We start from the raw sequence: 15878 nt of genomic DNA on the forward strand, positions 1-15878 counted from the left end.
GGAGCAGAAGCGTCCGCCGATCCCGCGTGATGTCGTCGACACAATCGACATCGACGCGGATCGGTTTGCATCCCGGTGATGTTGCTGGTCTTACCCGATCGACATGAGGCTTGCGTTGCCCCCTGCCGCGGCGGTGTTGATTGATGTCGACACTTCTTCGAGAAGCCAATTCAGGCAGTAGGCGTCGACATCGTGCCTCACTTGTGCGGGCGTCGCAGATTGCGTCAACAGCAACGGTCCTGGCATAGCCGCTATCTTCGACAGCATCACGAGAACGCGGTCGTCTTCGCCCTCGATGAGTGCTCCGGCCATCGGCTCATTGATCGTGGTCGTTTCCTTCCAATCGATGCGCGAGCCGACGCTGGCGGGAAGTCCTTTGAACGTGGAACGCAAGCTGTCATCGCACTCGATCACCGCGCTGTTGCCGGTGGCAAGCACAGCGGAGATTTGACGGATGAGCCCCGTGCGAGACGACGGTGCGCACAAAATCTTTCCGCGGGGGTGAAGTGCGTAAAGATTGCGCTCGCCTACCGGACCAGGCAGTTCCGTTTGAAGTCCCAGCGCGGACTGGCCGCCAAGTTGCCGCGCGATTTCCGCGTCTTCAGAAAGACCCTGCTGCTCCAGCCATTTGGCAAAGTCCAGCAGAGACGGATCGCTATAAACCGAGCTGTGTTGCGGCGGAATGGGAGGAGATGAAACCAATCGGCCGAGATAGAGAGGGCCACCTGCCTTGGGTCCGGTCCCAGACAGACCACGGCCGCCAAAGGGCTGGACACCGACGACCGCGCCAATGACATTGCGATTGACGTAAATATTTCCTGCCTTCACCTGAGTAGTCACATTTGCGATCGTTTCATCGAGCCGCGTATGGAGTCCGAATGTCAGACCGTAACCCGTCGCATTTATCTCATCGATCAGGCGACCGAGGTCTTGGCGCCGCCATCGAATAACATGCAAGACCGGACCGAACACCTCACGCTTCAGTTGCGAGATCTTGCTGATCTCGATGATGGTGGGGGCTACAAACGTTCCCATTTGCGTCGCTTGTGACAAATTCACGCGTTCGACGTTGCAGCCGGCGCCACGCATAGCCTCTACGTGCGTCTCGATAATGTCCTTGGCCTCCGCAGTAATCACCGGACCTATGTCCGTAGAGAGGCGATTGGTGTTGGCGATGGATAGCTCTTGCAACGCCCCTTTCAGCATCACCAAGGTGCGATCGGCGATGTCCTCCTGCAGGCAAAGGACGCGGAGTGCGGAGCAGCGCTGCCCGGCACTGTCGAATGCCGAAGCAATGACATCCCCGACGACTTGTTCGGCCAGCGCTGATGAGTCGACGATCATGGCATTCTGTCCACCGGTCTCGGCAATGAACGGTATCGGCCTCCCTTCCTTGGAGAGTCGCTTAGCGAGCTCTGCCTGAATAATTCGCGCAACCTCTGTCGAACCTGTGAACATCACGGCTGCGGCTTCAGGAGCTGTAACCAATGCCGCCCCTACCCTTCCATCTCCTGGAACCAACTGAAGGACGTCGGTCGGAATGCCGGCTCCGTGCAGGATTCGAATTGCTTCGGCCGCGATCAACGGCGTTTCTTCCGCAGGCTTGGCCAAAACCGGGTTGCCGGCGACAAGGGCAGCAGCGACCTGCCCGGTAAAGATGGCCAATGGAAAGTTCCACGGACTAATGCACACCACGGGACCAAGCGGAGCATGAGAGGGGCCAAGGGTGCGGCGCGTCTGTTCTGCATAGTACCGCAAGAAGTCGACCGCCTCGCGGACCTCCGCGACGGCATTCAACAATGATTTCCCGGCTTCGCGAATAATGAGACCCAGCAAGGTTTCCATTTTCGCCTGCATGTCGTCGGCTGCGCGCTCGAGGCGAGCCGCCCGCTCTGCCGGCGATACCGCGGCCCAGGATGCCCCAGCTTGGAGTGCAATTGCCGCCGCCGCACCGGCCTCTTCGATCGTTGCCTCGCGTACAACCCCGACAATGTCTCTCCCGTCGGCCGGATTGACGACGTCCCGCGTTGGCGCTGCGCCTTTTTCATGGGTTGGCGCGGCTTTCCAAAGTACCGTTGCGCTGCCCTTCAGGGCTTCAGTTAATTCTTCAAGAGAGGTTTCGTTGGAGACGTCGATACCAGCGGAATTTCTGCGTGTGCCATAGAGGTCGCCGGGTAAAGCTATCTTGTCATGTTTCATACCGGGTATTTGCATCCTGGCGACAATGTCGACTGGATCGGCAACGAGGTCTTCAACCGACACGTAAGGATCGGCGATCCGGTTCACGAACGAGGAATTTGCGCCATTCTCGAGAAGGCGACGCACGAGATAGGCGAGCAGGGTTTCATGAGTACCGACAGGCGCGTAGATGCGGCATGGGCGGTTGAGATTCTGACGACCGACAACTTCGTCGTAAAGCGGTTCTCCCATGCCATGAAGGCATTGAAACTCGTACTTCCCGACATGGAAGTCTGAACCGGCCATGTGATAGATGACGGCAAGCGTCTGGGCATTGTGCGTTGCGAACTGGGGGAAGACCGCGTCTGGTGCGGCCAAAAGCTTCTTTGCGCAGGCCACATATGACACGTCGGTGTAAATTTTTCGGGTAAAGACGGGAAAGTCTTCGAGGCCGTCAAGTTGAGCCCGCTTGATTTCAGCATCCCAATACGCCCCCTTGACGAGGCGAACCATGATGCGGCGACCTGCGCGACGGGCAAGATCAATGATAAAATCGAGCACGACCGGACAGCGTTTGCCATAGGCCTGGACAACGAAACCCATGCCGTTCCAACCCGAGAGATCTTCGTCGAGGCACAGCGTCTCAAGGATATCCAGCGACAATTCGAGCCGATCCGCCTCCTCGGCATCGATGTTCAGGCCGATATCATAGGACTTGGCAATCAAGGCGAGCGTCTTCACCTTCGGCAGCAGCTCGCTCACGACCCTTGCGCTCTGCGCTCTAGAATAGCGCGGATGCAACGCGGAAAGCTTGATCGAGATGCCGGGCCCCTCATAGATACCACGCCGGTCTGACGCCTTGCCGATTGCATGGATCGCTGCTTCATAGTCTTTGTAGTACCGATCGGCGTCCGCGCCTGTCGTCGCCGCCTCCCCTAGCATGTCATAGGAGTAACGGAAGCCGCGCTGTTCGAGTGGCTTTGCCCGTTGCAACGCCTCATCGATGTTTTCGCCGGTGACAAACTGCTCGCCCATCATTCGCATCGCCATGTCGACGCCGCGTCTAATGACCGGCTCGCCGCAACGCGCGATCAGTCGAGTGAGCGCCGCCGAGAGGTTACGATCGTTGACTGTCGCTGTGAGCTTGCCGGTAACCACCAGTCCCCAGGTTGCCGCATTGACGAAGAGGGAACGGCCGCCGCCGAGGTGCGACTTCCAATCGCCCTCGGCAATCTTGTCCCGGATCAAGGCATCCCGGGTGGCCGTATCAGGAATGCGAAGCAAGGCTTCAGCAAGGCACATCAGCGCGACGCCCTCCTGGCTCGACAGGGAATATTCGTGCACGAGGCCTTCAACACCCGTTCCCTTATGCTTCGCACGGAGTGCCTCAATAAGCCCACGGGCAGTCTTCGTCGCCCCCTGCCTGACTTTTTCCGGTAGCACGGCAGCTTCAACGAGGGCCGGAACGCAGACGGTTTCCGGCGTGCGGTACGCCGCAGTGATCGCGCGTCGCAAATCGCTTTGCGGTCGCACTGCCGGTGCAAAACCGTCAAACGGATTCGCCCCATCAGTCATTGGGCTATTGATGTTGCTCGCCACCGTCTCGCTGGTGATCGCCATGTCTGTGCTCCAGGTAGGAATTTTGTCCAACACATAACAGCTCCCGAAAAGGGAAATTCACTTGAAATTGACATCCACTATCTCTAATTGCCCAATTTACAGGAATATTTGAGGGAAAATTGTGAATATTGTCGCCAACGGCAGAGAAATCGACCAGTTCGATCACAGGATCATTGAAGCTCTCGTCGGGGATGGTCGAATGTCCATAACCGATCTTGCCAAAAAGGTGGGCCTTTCTAACACACCCTGCCAGGTCAGATTAAAACGATTGATGGAAGATGGCTACATTTTGGGCTTTCGCGCAGTCGTGGACTTAAAGAAACTCGGCAAGAACCACGTTGCATTTACAGAGGTAAAACTCTCCGACACACGCGAACACGCGCTTAAGGCATTTAACATCGCAGCGCGCAGGCTGCAGGAAGTCGAGGAGTGCCACATGATCGCCGGCGCATTCGATTATCTTATGAAGATCCGCACCACAGACATTGCCAACTATCGTCTTGTCCTCGGTGAAAAGATATCAAGCCTTCCTTTCGTTGCCAGCACCTCAACTTTCGTGGCCATGGAGGCCGTTAAGGAAAGCGGCGTATGAAAGAAAGACCGCCTTTCCGCGCATAACACTATCACCCCTCCATCGCCGGAAAGAGGTCTCGATATTACTTGTTTACAACTAACATGTCAGTCTGCTATGCCTAACACATTAGTTTGGAGGATTGGTGTTGTCGAATAGATTCGGGCTTTCCGTTGCGCTTGCTACACCCTTCGATGCCGACGGCAGGATAGCTACAAATCTGATGATTTCGCAGGCTAGGAAATGCCTTGCGGACGGATGCGAGAGCATCACGCTATTTGGCACGACCGGAGAGGGCTCATCGATCGGATCGCAGGAGCGTGAAGAAGTCCTGACTGCCTTCCTTGGCGCCGGTATCTCAGCGAACCAAATCGTCGCGGGTGTGCTGGTCGATGCTGCCGAGGATGCCGCAGCACAGGCGGGGCATGCTCTTTCGCGCGGCGTACGCAACATCTTGCTGGCCCCACCCTGCTATTTCAAGAACGTCAGCGATGACGGGCTTTTCAAGTGGTTTTCTGCTGTCTTCGCGATCCTCGGCGACAAAGCGCGCGACGTCATCGCCTACAACATTCCCTCGGTCACCATGGTCCCTTTAACCGTGTCGCTGATAGGGCGTTTGCGCGCGGCCTTCCCCGCGGTGATGGCTGGTGTGAAGGATTCCTCCGGTGACTGGCCGTTCACGGAAAGCCTTCTAAAGGAACATGGCGACCTCATTATCCTGATCGGCGATGAGCGTCATCTGGGAAGGGGTGTACGCCTCGGAGGCCAAGGGGCGATCTCGGGTATGGCGAACTTTCTGCCCAGGGAGGTGAAAAGGATGGCAGATGACGGCATGGACGACACGCGGATCGAGGAGTTTGTAGAGGAACTGCTCAAGTATCCGGTGACTGCGGCGGTCAAGGTCATGGTCGCCCACCGCACCGACGAGAAGGCGTGGCTCGCGGTTCGTCCACCACTCGTTGCCATTTCGGGCGAAGGACAGCACCAGCTGGCTCTTGCCTTCGATGCACTTTTCCGCTCCAAAGCAGCCTAGGGGCTATGTACGAGGGGAAGACAGTGGATGGAATGGAGGAGCAGCCGACGCTGCGGGAGAAAGCGTATGAAAGCTTCACACGTCACCTCTTGGCGCGCGACGTTCGTCCGGGCCAGTTTGTGTCCCAGCGCCGGCTGGTCGAACTGACGGGATTGACGTTGGCTGCAATCCGCGAGTTGATCCCGCGGCTCGAAGCCGAAGGTCTGATCAAGACGGTGCCGCAACGCGGACTTCAGATCGCCCATATCGACCTCAACCTCATTCGCGAGGCTTTTCAGCTTCGGCTGTTTCTTGAGAAGGAGGCAGTGGCGCTCTTTACGCGGTCTGCGTCCGATGGCGCGATTGCCGAGCTTATCAAACAGCACCGCGACATTGCAGACGCCATTGCCGCCGGTGACGCGACGCATGAGCTCGAAGTTCGCGCGCAGGCTGTCGACTGGGGCATGCATGATGCCTTCATCGATGCGCTTGGCAATACGATCATTTCCAATGCCTATCGAGTCAATTCCATCAAGATGCGGCTGATCAGCCAAGAGCGTTTCCGAATTGATGGGCGGGTTGGTCCGGTCATGGGAGAACATCTGAAGGTACTTGAGGCGATCGAGAGGCGGTCTGCAGAGGATGCGGTGAACAACCTCGCCGCACACATCAACCACGCGCGCGATCGCGCCTTGAAGATCTAGTGAACACGACGCCGGCGATGAGGAGATCGACGGCAACAACAGGAGGAGTTACATGCCATCATCATTTATCAACCCCACCCGGCGCGGCTTTCTCGCGGGTGCTGCGGCACTCGGCGCTAGTGGTGTTCTGGGTGTCCGTGCAGCATCAGCGGCGGTTGATTGGAAGCGCTTCGCCGGCACGACGCTTGAAGTCAACCTGGTCAAGAGCCCAAGGAGCGAAACGCTCGTTAAGTATCTCTCGGATTTTGAGGAGTTGACCGGGATCAAGGTCAATGCCGAGGCGACGCCGGAACAGCAGCAGCGCCAGAAAACGACAATCGAATTGAGCTCGGGAAAGCCAAGCTTCGACGTCGTGCATATGAGTTATCATGTCCAGAAGCGCCAGTTCGAAAAGGGCGGCTGGCTCGCCGATATCAGTGGCTTCCTGAAGGATCCTTCGCTTACCGATCCCTCGCTTGTTGAGAGCGACTTCGCGGAAGCGGGCATGACCTTCGCCAAGGATTCCGATGGCGTCCTCCGCTCCCTGCCCTTCTCGGTGGACTACTGGATCGTTTACTGGAACAAGGCGCTTTTTGAGAAGAAGGGATTGTCCTACCCGACCACGTTCGAGGAGATGGCAGCTGCCGCAGAGGCTCTGACCGATCCGGCTACCAATACTTACGGGTTCGTCGCAAGAGGCCTCAAGAACGCCAACACGCCCGTCTGGACCACGCTGTTGCTTGGCTATGGTTCGAGCCCACTCGGGCCGGACCGCAAGCTGCGGACGAATTCCGAGGAGGCCGTGGAAGCCGCCAAGCTCTACCAGCGGCTTATGACCAAGGCGGCTCCCCCTGGTGTCTCTGGCTTCAATTGGGCCGAAGCGCAGTCTGCCTTTCTGCAGGGCAAGATCGGCATGTGGCTGGACGGCGTGGGCTTCGCACCGCCGATCGAGAATCCGGAAAAATCGCGTGTTGTCGGTCAGGTCGGATACGGCGTCATGCCAAAGGGACCGAAGGCCCAGGCGGCGGCGACCACGGGTGACGGCCTAGGCGTCGTGGCTGCCAGCCAGAAGAAGGAGGCCGCATATCTTTTCTGCCAGTGGGCCATTTCCCACGACATGGGCGCACGCCTCCTTCAGGCGGGTGCCGGCGTTCCCTTCCGTCAATCAGTGCTCGAGGATCAGACGGTGCGCGAAGGTGTGAAAATGCCGGCCGCGTGGCTTGATGCTGTCGCGGGTTCCGCGAAGGTATCGCAACTTGCGTTGCCCATCATCATCCCGGTCACGGAGTTCCGCGACATCTATGGTGTCGGACTGACTAACATGATCGGCGGGTCCGACCCAGCTGCGGAGCTGAAGAACGCAACGGCGCAGTTCGAGCCAGTCCTGGCACGAAGCGAGGGATAATGGCTTCGGCGAGCATGGAAACCACGGCCGCGGTCAATGCCAGTGCAAAGCAGAGGAGCAAACCGGGAAGGTTTGCTCCCAATTATTGGCCTTTTGTCATTCCTGCCCTGGTTGTCGTGGCGGCAGTGATCGTCTTCCCGTGGGTCTTCACCTTGTGGATGAGTATCAACAGCTGGACACTTGGCCAGGCACAGGTTTTCGCCGGACTGGATAACTACGTCCGCCTCGCAAGTGACCTGCGCTTTTGGGAATCGCTGTGGCATACCGTGCTCTACACGACCTTGTCGGTTGCAGCTCCTGTCGTTCTCGGGACGCTAGCCGGCCTCATCTTCGATGCGCAGTTTCCTCTACGCGGCATCCTGCGTGGTGTCTTCGTCATGCCGATGATGGCCACCCCCGTCGCCATCGCACTCGTCTGGACGATGATGTTCCATCCGCAGCTCGGCGTTCTGAACTACCTGCTTTCCAATATCGGGATCGGGCCGCAGGAATGGATCTATAATCAGGCGAGCGTCATTCCATCTCTTGTGCTTGTCGAAACCTGGCAATGGACGCCGCTTGTCATGCTTATCGTGCTCGGGGGGCTGGCCGCATTACCGCGCGAACCCTACGAGAGCGCAGAAATCGACGGCGCAAATGTCTGGCAAAAGTTTCGTTACCTGACACTGCCGATGATCGCACCGTTCCTGATGATTGCCGTCATTATTCGCAGCATTGATGCCGTTAAGAGCTTCGACATCATCTATGCAATGACCCAGGGCGGACCGGGCACGGCATCGGAGACCATCAACATCTACCTTTACAATACCGCCTTCTCATACTACGACATCGGCTACGGCTCAGCGATGGCTGTTGTGTTCTTCGTCCTGATCGTCGCGCTTTCCTTCATTCTCCTGATAGTCAAACAGCGCGCCAACTGGTCCGACGGAGAGGCACGCTAATGAAGCGCAAGACTTTGGACCGTCTCGGACTTTTGTTTGTCGCCCTCGTCATGGTATCGCCAGTCGTGCTGTTCTTCCTCTGGATGATCTCCCTGTCTCTGAAATACGAGATAGATAATGGCGCCTATCCTCCGATCTTCATCCCCGAGCGCTTGGCATGGTCGAATTACATCAAGGTGTTTGAGGAGAACAATTTCTTCCTCTATCTCTGGAATTCAGTCCTGGTTACGGGTGCGGCGACACTTCTGGCACTTATTATCGGGGTACCGGCCGGATACGGGATTGCCCGCCTGAAGGCAGAAAAGTCAGCTGTCGTCATTATGATCGCCCGCATGACACCCGGCCTCTCCTTCCTGATTCCGCTTTTCCTTCTGTTCCAGTGGCTCAGTCTGCTCGGCACCCTCTGGCCACAGATCATCATCCATCTGGTTGTCACAGTCCCGATCGTTGTCTGGATCATGATCGGGTACTTTGAGACCACACCAATGGAACTGGAGGAGGCGGCAAGTATCGATGGGGCAACGCCCTGGCAGGTTTTTCGTCTGGTAGCTCTGCCGATCGCAAGGCCAGGCATTGTAGTCGCTTTCATCCTGTCGGTCATTTTCTCATGGAACAATTTTGTGTTCGGGATTGTCCTTGCCAGCCGAGAGACGCGCACCCTGCCCGTCGCAGTCTACAATATGCTGTCGTTTGAGCAGGTCAGTTGGGGGCCGCTTGCAGCGGCAGCGCTGATTGTCACCTTACCGGTACTGATCCTGACCGTATTCGCTCAGCGTCAGATCGTTGCGGGCCTGACGGCAGGTGCCGTCAAGTGACGCCAGTGGGACAAGACCCCAAACCATCGAGGCATATTCTTTGCGTTGGGGCCGCAGTCCTGGACACGCTGTTCAGAGTCCGCACCATGCCAACCGGACAAGGAAAAGTCCTCCCTTATGACATGTTGCAGATTGCGGAAGGCATGGCGTCGAGTGCCGCGTTCGCGATCGTCAGGCTTGGTGGTAATGCAAGTCTGTGGGGTGCCGTTGGGGATGATATGGCGGGAGAACGGATCGTTGCCGAACTTTCTGAGAGCGGCATCGACACCAGAGGTTTGCGTCGCGTGGTGGACGCCCGTTCAGCCGTATCAACGATCCTTGTTGACGATGCCGGCGAGCGTCTGATCGTTCCCTTCTACGACCAGCGGCTCCATCAGACCACCAATCCCGTCACCGCTCGAGATGTCGATACATTCGATGCCGTTCTTGTCGACGTTCGCTGGCCGGAGCTTGCGTTAAGGACGTTGCTCGCTGCCCGTGAGGCAGGCATCCCTGCTATCCTCGACGGCGATGTAGCGCCCGACGGGGTAATCGAGATGTTGGCACCGGCCGCAAGCCACATTATCTTTTCGCAGCCGGCCGCAGAGCGGCTATCAGGAACAGAAGACCAGGGGTCGATCGTTCAGCTGTTGCAGGACCGATTCCCTTACGCCTTTGTCAGCGTGACCTTAGGAGATAGGGGTTGCGTCTGGTTCGACAGCAACAGTGCCTCTATCCGCCACCTAGAAGCACCCCGTATCAAGGCCATCGATACGTTGGCGGCTGGGGACATTTTTCACGGAACATTCGCGCTGATGCTGTCCGAGGGCATACCAATCGAAGACATGATGCGCGCGTCCTCAATGGCAGCCGCGATCAAATGCCAAAGGTTCGGGGGCCGTATCGGTTCCCCAGACAGAGAGGAACTTCACAGCGCACTGCTTGATTGGGATGCCAGGGCTGTTGATATTGCCTCACGCCACTCGACAGTGGCTTGAATTCAACGTCTTGCGGATTGGGGCACGCCCGCGGCGAGGTGAAATCAACTGATCCGAAGATCGCACAATGCCCCAATCAGCCATCGCCCGACTGGCCGGTGAGGATTGATAGGTCTTATCGGTGGTTGGAACCACGCGCTGGTCCAGTCGGGGCAATACCTAAGTTTAGTTACCTCCATTCCAGGAATGAATTACCTTGTACTCGTTGCCTCAACCCTCAATGAGGCGGGTAGCGTCCTCGCTGCTAACGGCTTCGGTGTCCCTCCCCTCCACCGAGGCCGCGGATCCTCCCAAGGTCCGCTAAGGCCGTCTCCATCCGCCCGGAGACGGCCTTCCTCTTGATGTCGCGTGCACCGCCACTATGGACAGTGAGCGAGTTTGACTGGCCGAGAATGAAATCCACGCACACAGACTGTTCCTGGGGCAGTTCTGTGCAGCGGACGCGTCAATTGCAACGGGAACCTCCCATCGATATCCGCGTCACTGCACGATCAGTGGTGACAGTTGTTTTCCTAGTATCGTAGGATAGACGCCCCTGACGGCGCGGGCTCGGCAGGCTCCCGCCAAACATACCATTGGCGGAAATTGCGTTGTCAAAAACCGAAACGATATGGTCATCGCGGCGGCTTGACAGACCAGACCTATGTATAGGTCAGGTGGCCCCTGGAACAGGATATGCTCGCGGCACAATAGGATGGGGGAACGATGTCGATAGGGTTGAAGTTGTTGCTTCGGGGGCGCGATCCGGATGGAGGCCACAACATGGCTTTTGTCCTAACTGCTGTTGGGCTTTCAGCCGCGGTGTTTTACGTCGACACATTCACCGAAATCGAAGGCGCCATTGCTGTTTTCTATGTCGTCGCGATGCTGCTCGCTGCACAAGCCACCTCGGGCACCGGGCTCTTCCTTGCGGCAGCCATTTGTGGGGCCCTCACCCTTTTTTCGTACGGAGTGACCCATGGGCACGATGCCGACCTCCCGTCTGCAATCCGCCTGACTGTCGCACTTGCCGCGCTGTTCGTGACAACGATGTTGCTTGTGAAGACGGAGACAGGCCGTCTGACACTTGTCTCGACCAACTCTGCCTTGAAAGAGAGCGAGGCAAGGTATCGTTCGATTTTCGATCGAACCCGTGTCGCTCTCTGGGAGCGAGACTATTCGAAGTTGCGGACTTATCTGATGGACATGAAGGCGCGGGGCGTTACCGACATCAAGGTGCAAGCGCAAGTCGATCCGACGCTTGTCGACCGTTGCGTCGGTTTGATCAGGGTGGTCGCGGCGAATGAAGCGGCGCACGAGATGCTGGGTTCGGATCCGTCCTCGGACGGAACGCTGCGCCGCGCAATAATTCCGGGCCAGGAGAGATTTCTTGACGTCCTGCAGGCGATCATCAACGGCGCCAGGATCTTCGAAGAGAGGGTTGAGATACGAACGCATGACGGCGAAGACAAGCTCGTGCTGCTCAGTATCGTCTTTCCCGAAGATCCGGCCGCTTTCAACCGCGTTGTGGTGAGCATGGTCGACATCACGCAGCGCGAAATGGCATTGAAGGCGCTCGCGGAAGCACAGGCTGAGCTAACGAAAGCTTCGAAAGCGGCCATGGTTGGCGCAATGTCGGCATCGCTTGCGCATGAACTTAATCAGCCCCTTGGTGCCATCGTAGTGAACGCACAGACATTACTACGATGGCTTGATCGAGATCCCCCCGATTTCTCCGCCGCAAGGCGGTCGGCCGAGCGAATGATCCGCGACAGCCAACGTGCTAGCGAGATTATCCAGAACACCCGCGGTCTCCTCTCTCCGTCCAGCAACAAGCTCGAGCCTATCGATCTGGACGAGGTGCTTGTCGAGACTATGGCGCTAATGGAGCACGAGCTACAGCGGAGCGGGGTTACTGTGCACGTCGCAAGGAAAGCTGATATTCCCCAGATCTCAATCGTCAAAATCGAATTGCAACAAGTCCTGATCAATCTGGTCACCAACGCCATCCAGGCCATGGACGCCGCCGGGAGTCGTGAAAGGAACATCACGATATCCGCAGGGAGGCCGGATAGTGAACACGTCAATATTACAGTGCGTGACACTGGACCGGGGATTACCGGGGATGTCAGGGACAAGTTGTTTGCCCCGTTTTTCACGACCAAGCCGACCGGACTTGGCATGGGGCTATCCATTTGCCGAACAACCTTGGAGGCACGGGGTGGGAAGCTGGATGGACGAAATCATTCCGATGGCGGCGCGGTTTTCGAGATGCACCTGCCAATCAAGCCGGAGGTAGAACATGCCTGAAATCCGCAAGCTGCCGAAGGAAGAACCTGGTCCTGTTGTCTTCATTGTAGACGATGATGTCTCGATGCGGGAGGCCCTCATCGATTTGTTCGGCTCAATGAAATTCGAGGCGGAGGCCTTCGAAAGCGCGACCGCGTTCCTGGAACAGGCGAGTTTCGCTCGAGCGGGTTGCATTCTTCTCGATGTCAGGCTGCCCGGGGTAAGCGGCCTGGACTTCCAGATGCAGTTGGACCGTATGGGCTGCAAAATGCCGATCATTTTCATGACCGGATTTGGAGACATTCCGATGAGCGTGCGAGCGATGAAGGCCGGTGCTGTCGATTTCCTGACCAAGCCGTTCAAGGACCAGGACATTCTTGACGCAGTGTCGACGGCCATCGACCAAGATGCGTCGCGGCGGCGGCAAATCGCGCAAAGCGAAGCCGTTGCATCCCTGGCAGTTAGCCTGACGCGGCGAGAACGCGAAGTCATGAAAGCCGTGGTTAAGGGCTTGATGAACAAGCAGATCGCATATGAGCTGGGCATTAGCGAGGTCACGGTGAAGCTTCATCGAGGCAACGTCATGCGGAAAATGGAAGTCCGGTCGGTAGCCGATCTGGTGAGGAAGGCCGAAATGCTCGGCGAAGACTCAGGAGAACCTGTATCTTAGTATGATACCTCAACATGGGCGATCAGCGCATAACAACAACAGAAAATACTTAGAAAAGGTTGTTTCCTTGCCCTCAGTTCCCACCATAGCCGTCGTCGACGACGACGAGGCCATCCGTGAAGCGATGGATGATCTCGTCAAATCCTGCGGCTACGACTCTCGGCTATTTGCTTCAGCTGAAGAATTCCTGGCGTTTGAACCCCGATCTGACATCGATTGTATGCTGGTCGACGTCATGATGCCTGGCTTGAGCGGCATTGAGTTGCAGGCCGAATTGAACAAGCGCCCAAGCCACCCGCCGGTGATCTTCGTCACATCTTACAAGGACGAGAGAACGCGCAACGCAGCGATGAGCGCCGGCGCATTTGCATTTCTTGGCAAGCCAGTCGACATCGAAAGGCTGATCGGTTGTCTCGAATCCGCGCTCACGCACCAACTTGATCAGGGCCGCGGAGATTCTTGAACCTTTCGGGTTCGTGTCCCGCCCGGCTCGAAACGACCGCCCTAATTTTCCATCAGAGGGAGACAAATTGATGTTCTCGATCAGGAACCTGCGCCGTTGGGGGCACCTTGGAGGGCCATCCATGGGTGTTCGCTTGATCCATGACGTCCCCCGGCGAATTTATAGGTTGCGAGGCGAACTGCGACGCGACGACCAGGCGGCCGTCGATGCGGCGCGTTTCGGCAGGCAGCTCGACTCCCTGCGCAAATCCATCCAGCTCTCGTTTTCTGGCGATTGACACTCAGGCTGGCGCATTGAGCGACATCCCGACGACGAGGTTACGTTCAAGGGCTAGTCACCTGGAACCAAAATAAGCTTCATTTTGTTCGGCTTCTGTTAGAAGAGCAGGAGTTGATTGATGGTTGGCAGCAAGCAGGCCTCGTCGTTCTGAGCGACGCGGATAGAAGCTTCTGGAATCTCAGGTGCGCCGGCATAAAGCGCCGCGCTCCTTGTCGGATCGATGCCGGAGATGGACAACTATGCGACTCACAAGACGCCGAGGATCAAGCCCTGGCTTGCGCGCCGCCCACACTGGCTTGTTCACTTCACGCCAACGTCGGCATCCTTGATCAATCAGGTCGAGCGGTGGTTCGCAGAGTTGACGCGAAAGCAGTTGCAGCGCGGCGTACACCGTTCCACCGCAGAACTGGAAGCCGACATCGACGCCTTCATCGAAACCCACAACGAAAATCCAAACCCATACAAGTGGCTCAAATCCGCCGACCAAATCCTCGCGTCGGTCAAGCGCTTCTGCCAAAAGACAATGAACCGACCTTCAGATTCAGGTGACTAGAGACAAGGCTCATTGTACAGCTTTGGCGCGTGTATTCGAGGTCTTTGCCACGCCTGTCCCATATTGTCCCCGGGCGATGGACGAGATCAGCAGGAATGAACTAAGGTTCATGTTCTCGATAATTAAGGGACTGTCTTTAAGTTTTACATAAGGGAGTAGTTAAGAAGGAAGACTTTAAAAGTCGCGTTCGCAGACGAAGCTTGAAGCATCTCCCTTATGGACGTAAAAGTGGCCAACGAGGCGCCCAGCGGAGCCGAGAGCAGCCCATCCGCGACTACCGGCCGGAGCGCTCCTATCTGCTCCCTCCCATGAGAACTCCGCACAGCCTGACCCGCCGCGTGCGGTATAGCGGACATCGAGGAGGCCATTGAGCGGCCCGAAGGTGATGACACCGTCCGTTGTGCCGTGGAATATGAGATGCGCCTCTGCGACCAGATCGAGGAAGTCAGTGTCCCTGTTGTCCATTTCGACGATGCGCCAACGACCGTGGGAGGCCTTGGCGAAGGGAGAAACTCTGGCCATCAATTTTTTCTTCGTCGTGGGCTCCGGCAGCTCTGAACAGAGTCCGACCGAGGCGGTCGCGGCTCGCCTTGATCCAAAGAACGCACCTTGATGCTCGTGCGCATGGCTACGGACAGCTACCCTTCCGCGTCGTGCGTTGGTCGAGCCGATCGGCTATCGGTGGCTCACCCATCATTTTCCGTAGAGCGCCCGGGATCTCTCGAGGTGCTTCAGGATCGCCGTCTCGGAACCATCCACATCGTTCGCCTCGAGCCGGTGCACAATCTCTTCATGCTCAACCAAGGTGAAATTTTCCTTCCCCGTCCAGATGAGCATCTCCGTGTGATACTCCTTCAGCCAGGCGAGCATCGCCTCGCTGACGGCTACGAAAATAGGATTGCCCGAGATCTGCGCGATACGCGTATGAAATTCCATGTCCGTTGAAATAAAGCGCTCTGCATCCCCCAGCGAGTTGCGCTGGCGCTGGATGATGGCCTTCAAGTCGGCAATGTCGGCCACGGATGCTCGTTGAGCAGCTTCGCGCGCCATCCCACGCTCAAAAAAGATGCGGGCGCTTTTGAGGTGCTCGAGTGAATCTGATGACTGTGACAGCATGATTTTGGCCGTTAGATCGACCTGCCGGAAAATTGACTTTGCAGTCAACTGCAGCACCTTTGCCCGCTCCCCATGGGAGATGCTGACCAGACCTTTGTTGGCGAGCGACTGCATGGCTTCGCGGATGGCCGGCCGTCCTACCCCGAAGCGCTCCATGAGAACGCGCTCGGAAGGCATTTCGTCACCCGGTTGCAATTCTTTGACGGTGATCATGCGCTCCAGCCTGTCAAAGACTTCATCTGAAAGTTTTCGGCGAACAATCTGCTCGATGGGCTGGGTCATAAGGTCTCGCTGTCTCAAACCGACTCCTCCTTATCATCTTCAGGC

The 15878-nt window shown here is 57.2% G+C and carries 14 protein-coding genes and 1 pseudogene; 12 read left to right on the plus strand and 3 right to left on the minus strand.

Features of this window, described 5'->3' with window-relative positions:
* Positions 1 to 90 precede the first annotated feature (90 nt).
* A complete protein-coding gene (putA, locus tag RGCCGE502_RS29230) occupies positions 91 to 3798 on the minus strand; it encodes a trifunctional transcriptional regulator/proline dehydrogenase/L-glutamate gamma-semialdehyde dehydrogenase (protein WP_016557835.1) in 3708 nt (1235 codons plus the stop codon).
* Positions 3799 to 3919: 121 nt separating this feature from the next.
* On the opposite strand from putA, the gene RGCCGE502_RS29235 reads away from it, so the two are divergent.
* The 12 genes and pseudogenes from RGCCGE502_RS29235 to RGCCGE502_RS29285 all read left to right on the plus strand — a co-directional run.
* Positions 3920 to 4390, plus strand: coding sequence for an Lrp/AsnC family transcriptional regulator (locus RGCCGE502_RS29235; protein ID WP_016557836.1), 471 nt, complete (start codon positions 3920 to 3922; stop codon positions 4388 to 4390).
* A 127-nt stretch (positions 4391 to 4517) separates the two neighbouring features.
* A complete protein-coding gene (locus RGCCGE502_RS29240; protein ID WP_016557837.1) occupies positions 4518 to 5402 on the plus strand; it encodes a dihydrodipicolinate synthase family protein in 885 nt (294 codons plus the stop codon).
* 5 nt (positions 5403 to 5407) lie between these two features.
* Entirely contained in the window at positions 5408 to 6085 is a 678-nt protein-coding gene (locus tag RGCCGE502_RS29245) for a GntR family transcriptional regulator (protein WP_176705734.1), read from the plus strand.
* 52 nt (positions 6086 to 6137) lie between these two features.
* The gene (locus RGCCGE502_RS29250) at positions 6138 to 7469 is read left to right on the plus strand and encodes an ABC transporter substrate-binding protein (protein ID WP_016557839.1); all 1332 of its coding nucleotides are present in this window, start codon (positions 6138 to 6140) and stop codon (positions 7467 to 7469) included.
* The gene (locus RGCCGE502_RS29255) at positions 7469 to 8410 is read left to right on the plus strand and encodes a carbohydrate ABC transporter permease (protein ID WP_016557840.1); all 942 of its coding nucleotides are present in this window, start codon (positions 7469 to 7471) and stop codon (positions 8408 to 8410) included. The genes RGCCGE502_RS29250 and RGCCGE502_RS29255 overlap by 1 nt, the downstream gene beginning before the upstream one ends.
* On the plus strand, positions 8410 to 9225 hold the full coding sequence (locus tag RGCCGE502_RS29260) for a carbohydrate ABC transporter permease (RefSeq protein WP_016557841.1): 816 nt from the start codon (positions 8410 to 8412) through the stop codon (positions 9223 to 9225). Before RGCCGE502_RS29255 ends, RGCCGE502_RS29260 begins: the two co-directional genes overlap by 1 nt.
* The gene (locus tag RGCCGE502_RS29265) at positions 9222 to 10202 is read left to right on the plus strand and encodes a sugar kinase (RefSeq protein WP_176705735.1); all 981 of its coding nucleotides are present in this window, start codon (positions 9222 to 9224) and stop codon (positions 10200 to 10202) included. The genes RGCCGE502_RS29260 and RGCCGE502_RS29265 overlap by 4 nt, the downstream gene beginning before the upstream one ends.
* A gap of 762 nt (positions 10203 to 10964) precedes the next feature.
* A complete protein-coding gene (locus RGCCGE502_RS29270; RefSeq protein WP_016557843.1) occupies positions 10965 to 12491 on the plus strand; it encodes a sensor histidine kinase in 1527 nt (508 codons plus the stop codon).
* Positions 12484 to 13140, plus strand: coding sequence for a response regulator transcription factor (locus RGCCGE502_RS29275; protein WP_016557844.1), 657 nt, complete (start codon positions 12484 to 12486; stop codon positions 13138 to 13140). The genes RGCCGE502_RS29270 and RGCCGE502_RS29275 overlap by 8 nt, the downstream gene beginning before the upstream one ends.
* 67 nt (positions 13141 to 13207) lie before the next feature.
* Entirely contained in the window at positions 13208 to 13603 is a 396-nt protein-coding gene (locus tag RGCCGE502_RS29280; RefSeq protein ID WP_016557845.1) for a response regulator transcription factor, read from the plus strand.
* Between the two features lie 121 nt (positions 13604 to 13724).
* Positions 13725 to 13880: a hypothetical protein gene (locus tag RGCCGE502_RS37595; protein WP_019280363.1), complete on the plus strand. Its 156-nt coding sequence runs from the start codon at positions 13725 to 13727 to the stop codon at positions 13878 to 13880.
* Between the two features lie 231 nt (positions 13881 to 14111).
* Positions 14112 to 14435 (plus strand): annotated as a pseudogene (locus tag RGCCGE502_RS29285) (IS630 family transposase); the annotation flags it as partial.
* Positions 14436 to 14609: 174 nt separating this feature from the next.
* Here the strand turns inward: RGCCGE502_RS29285 and RGCCGE502_RS29290 are convergent.
* Together RGCCGE502_RS29290 and RGCCGE502_RS29295 are read right to left on the minus strand one after the other, a co-directional pair.
* The gene (locus tag RGCCGE502_RS29290; RefSeq protein ID WP_016557847.1) at positions 14610 to 14957 is read right to left on the minus strand and encodes a hypothetical protein; all 348 of its coding nucleotides are present in this window, start codon (positions 14955 to 14957) and stop codon (positions 14610 to 14612) included.
* Positions 14958 to 15128: 171 nt separating this feature from the next.
* Complete coding sequence (locus tag RGCCGE502_RS29295) at positions 15129 to 15833, minus strand: transcriptional regulator NanR (RefSeq protein WP_016557848.1); 705 nt, start codon at positions 15831 to 15833, stop codon at positions 15129 to 15131.
* Between the last annotated feature and the right edge of the window lie 45 nt (positions 15834 to 15878).

The sequence above is a fragment of the Rhizobium grahamii CCGE 502 genome (genome assembly GCF_000298315.2).
Taxonomy (GTDB): domain Bacteria; phylum Pseudomonadota; class Alphaproteobacteria; order Rhizobiales; family Rhizobiaceae; genus Rhizobium; species Rhizobium grahamii.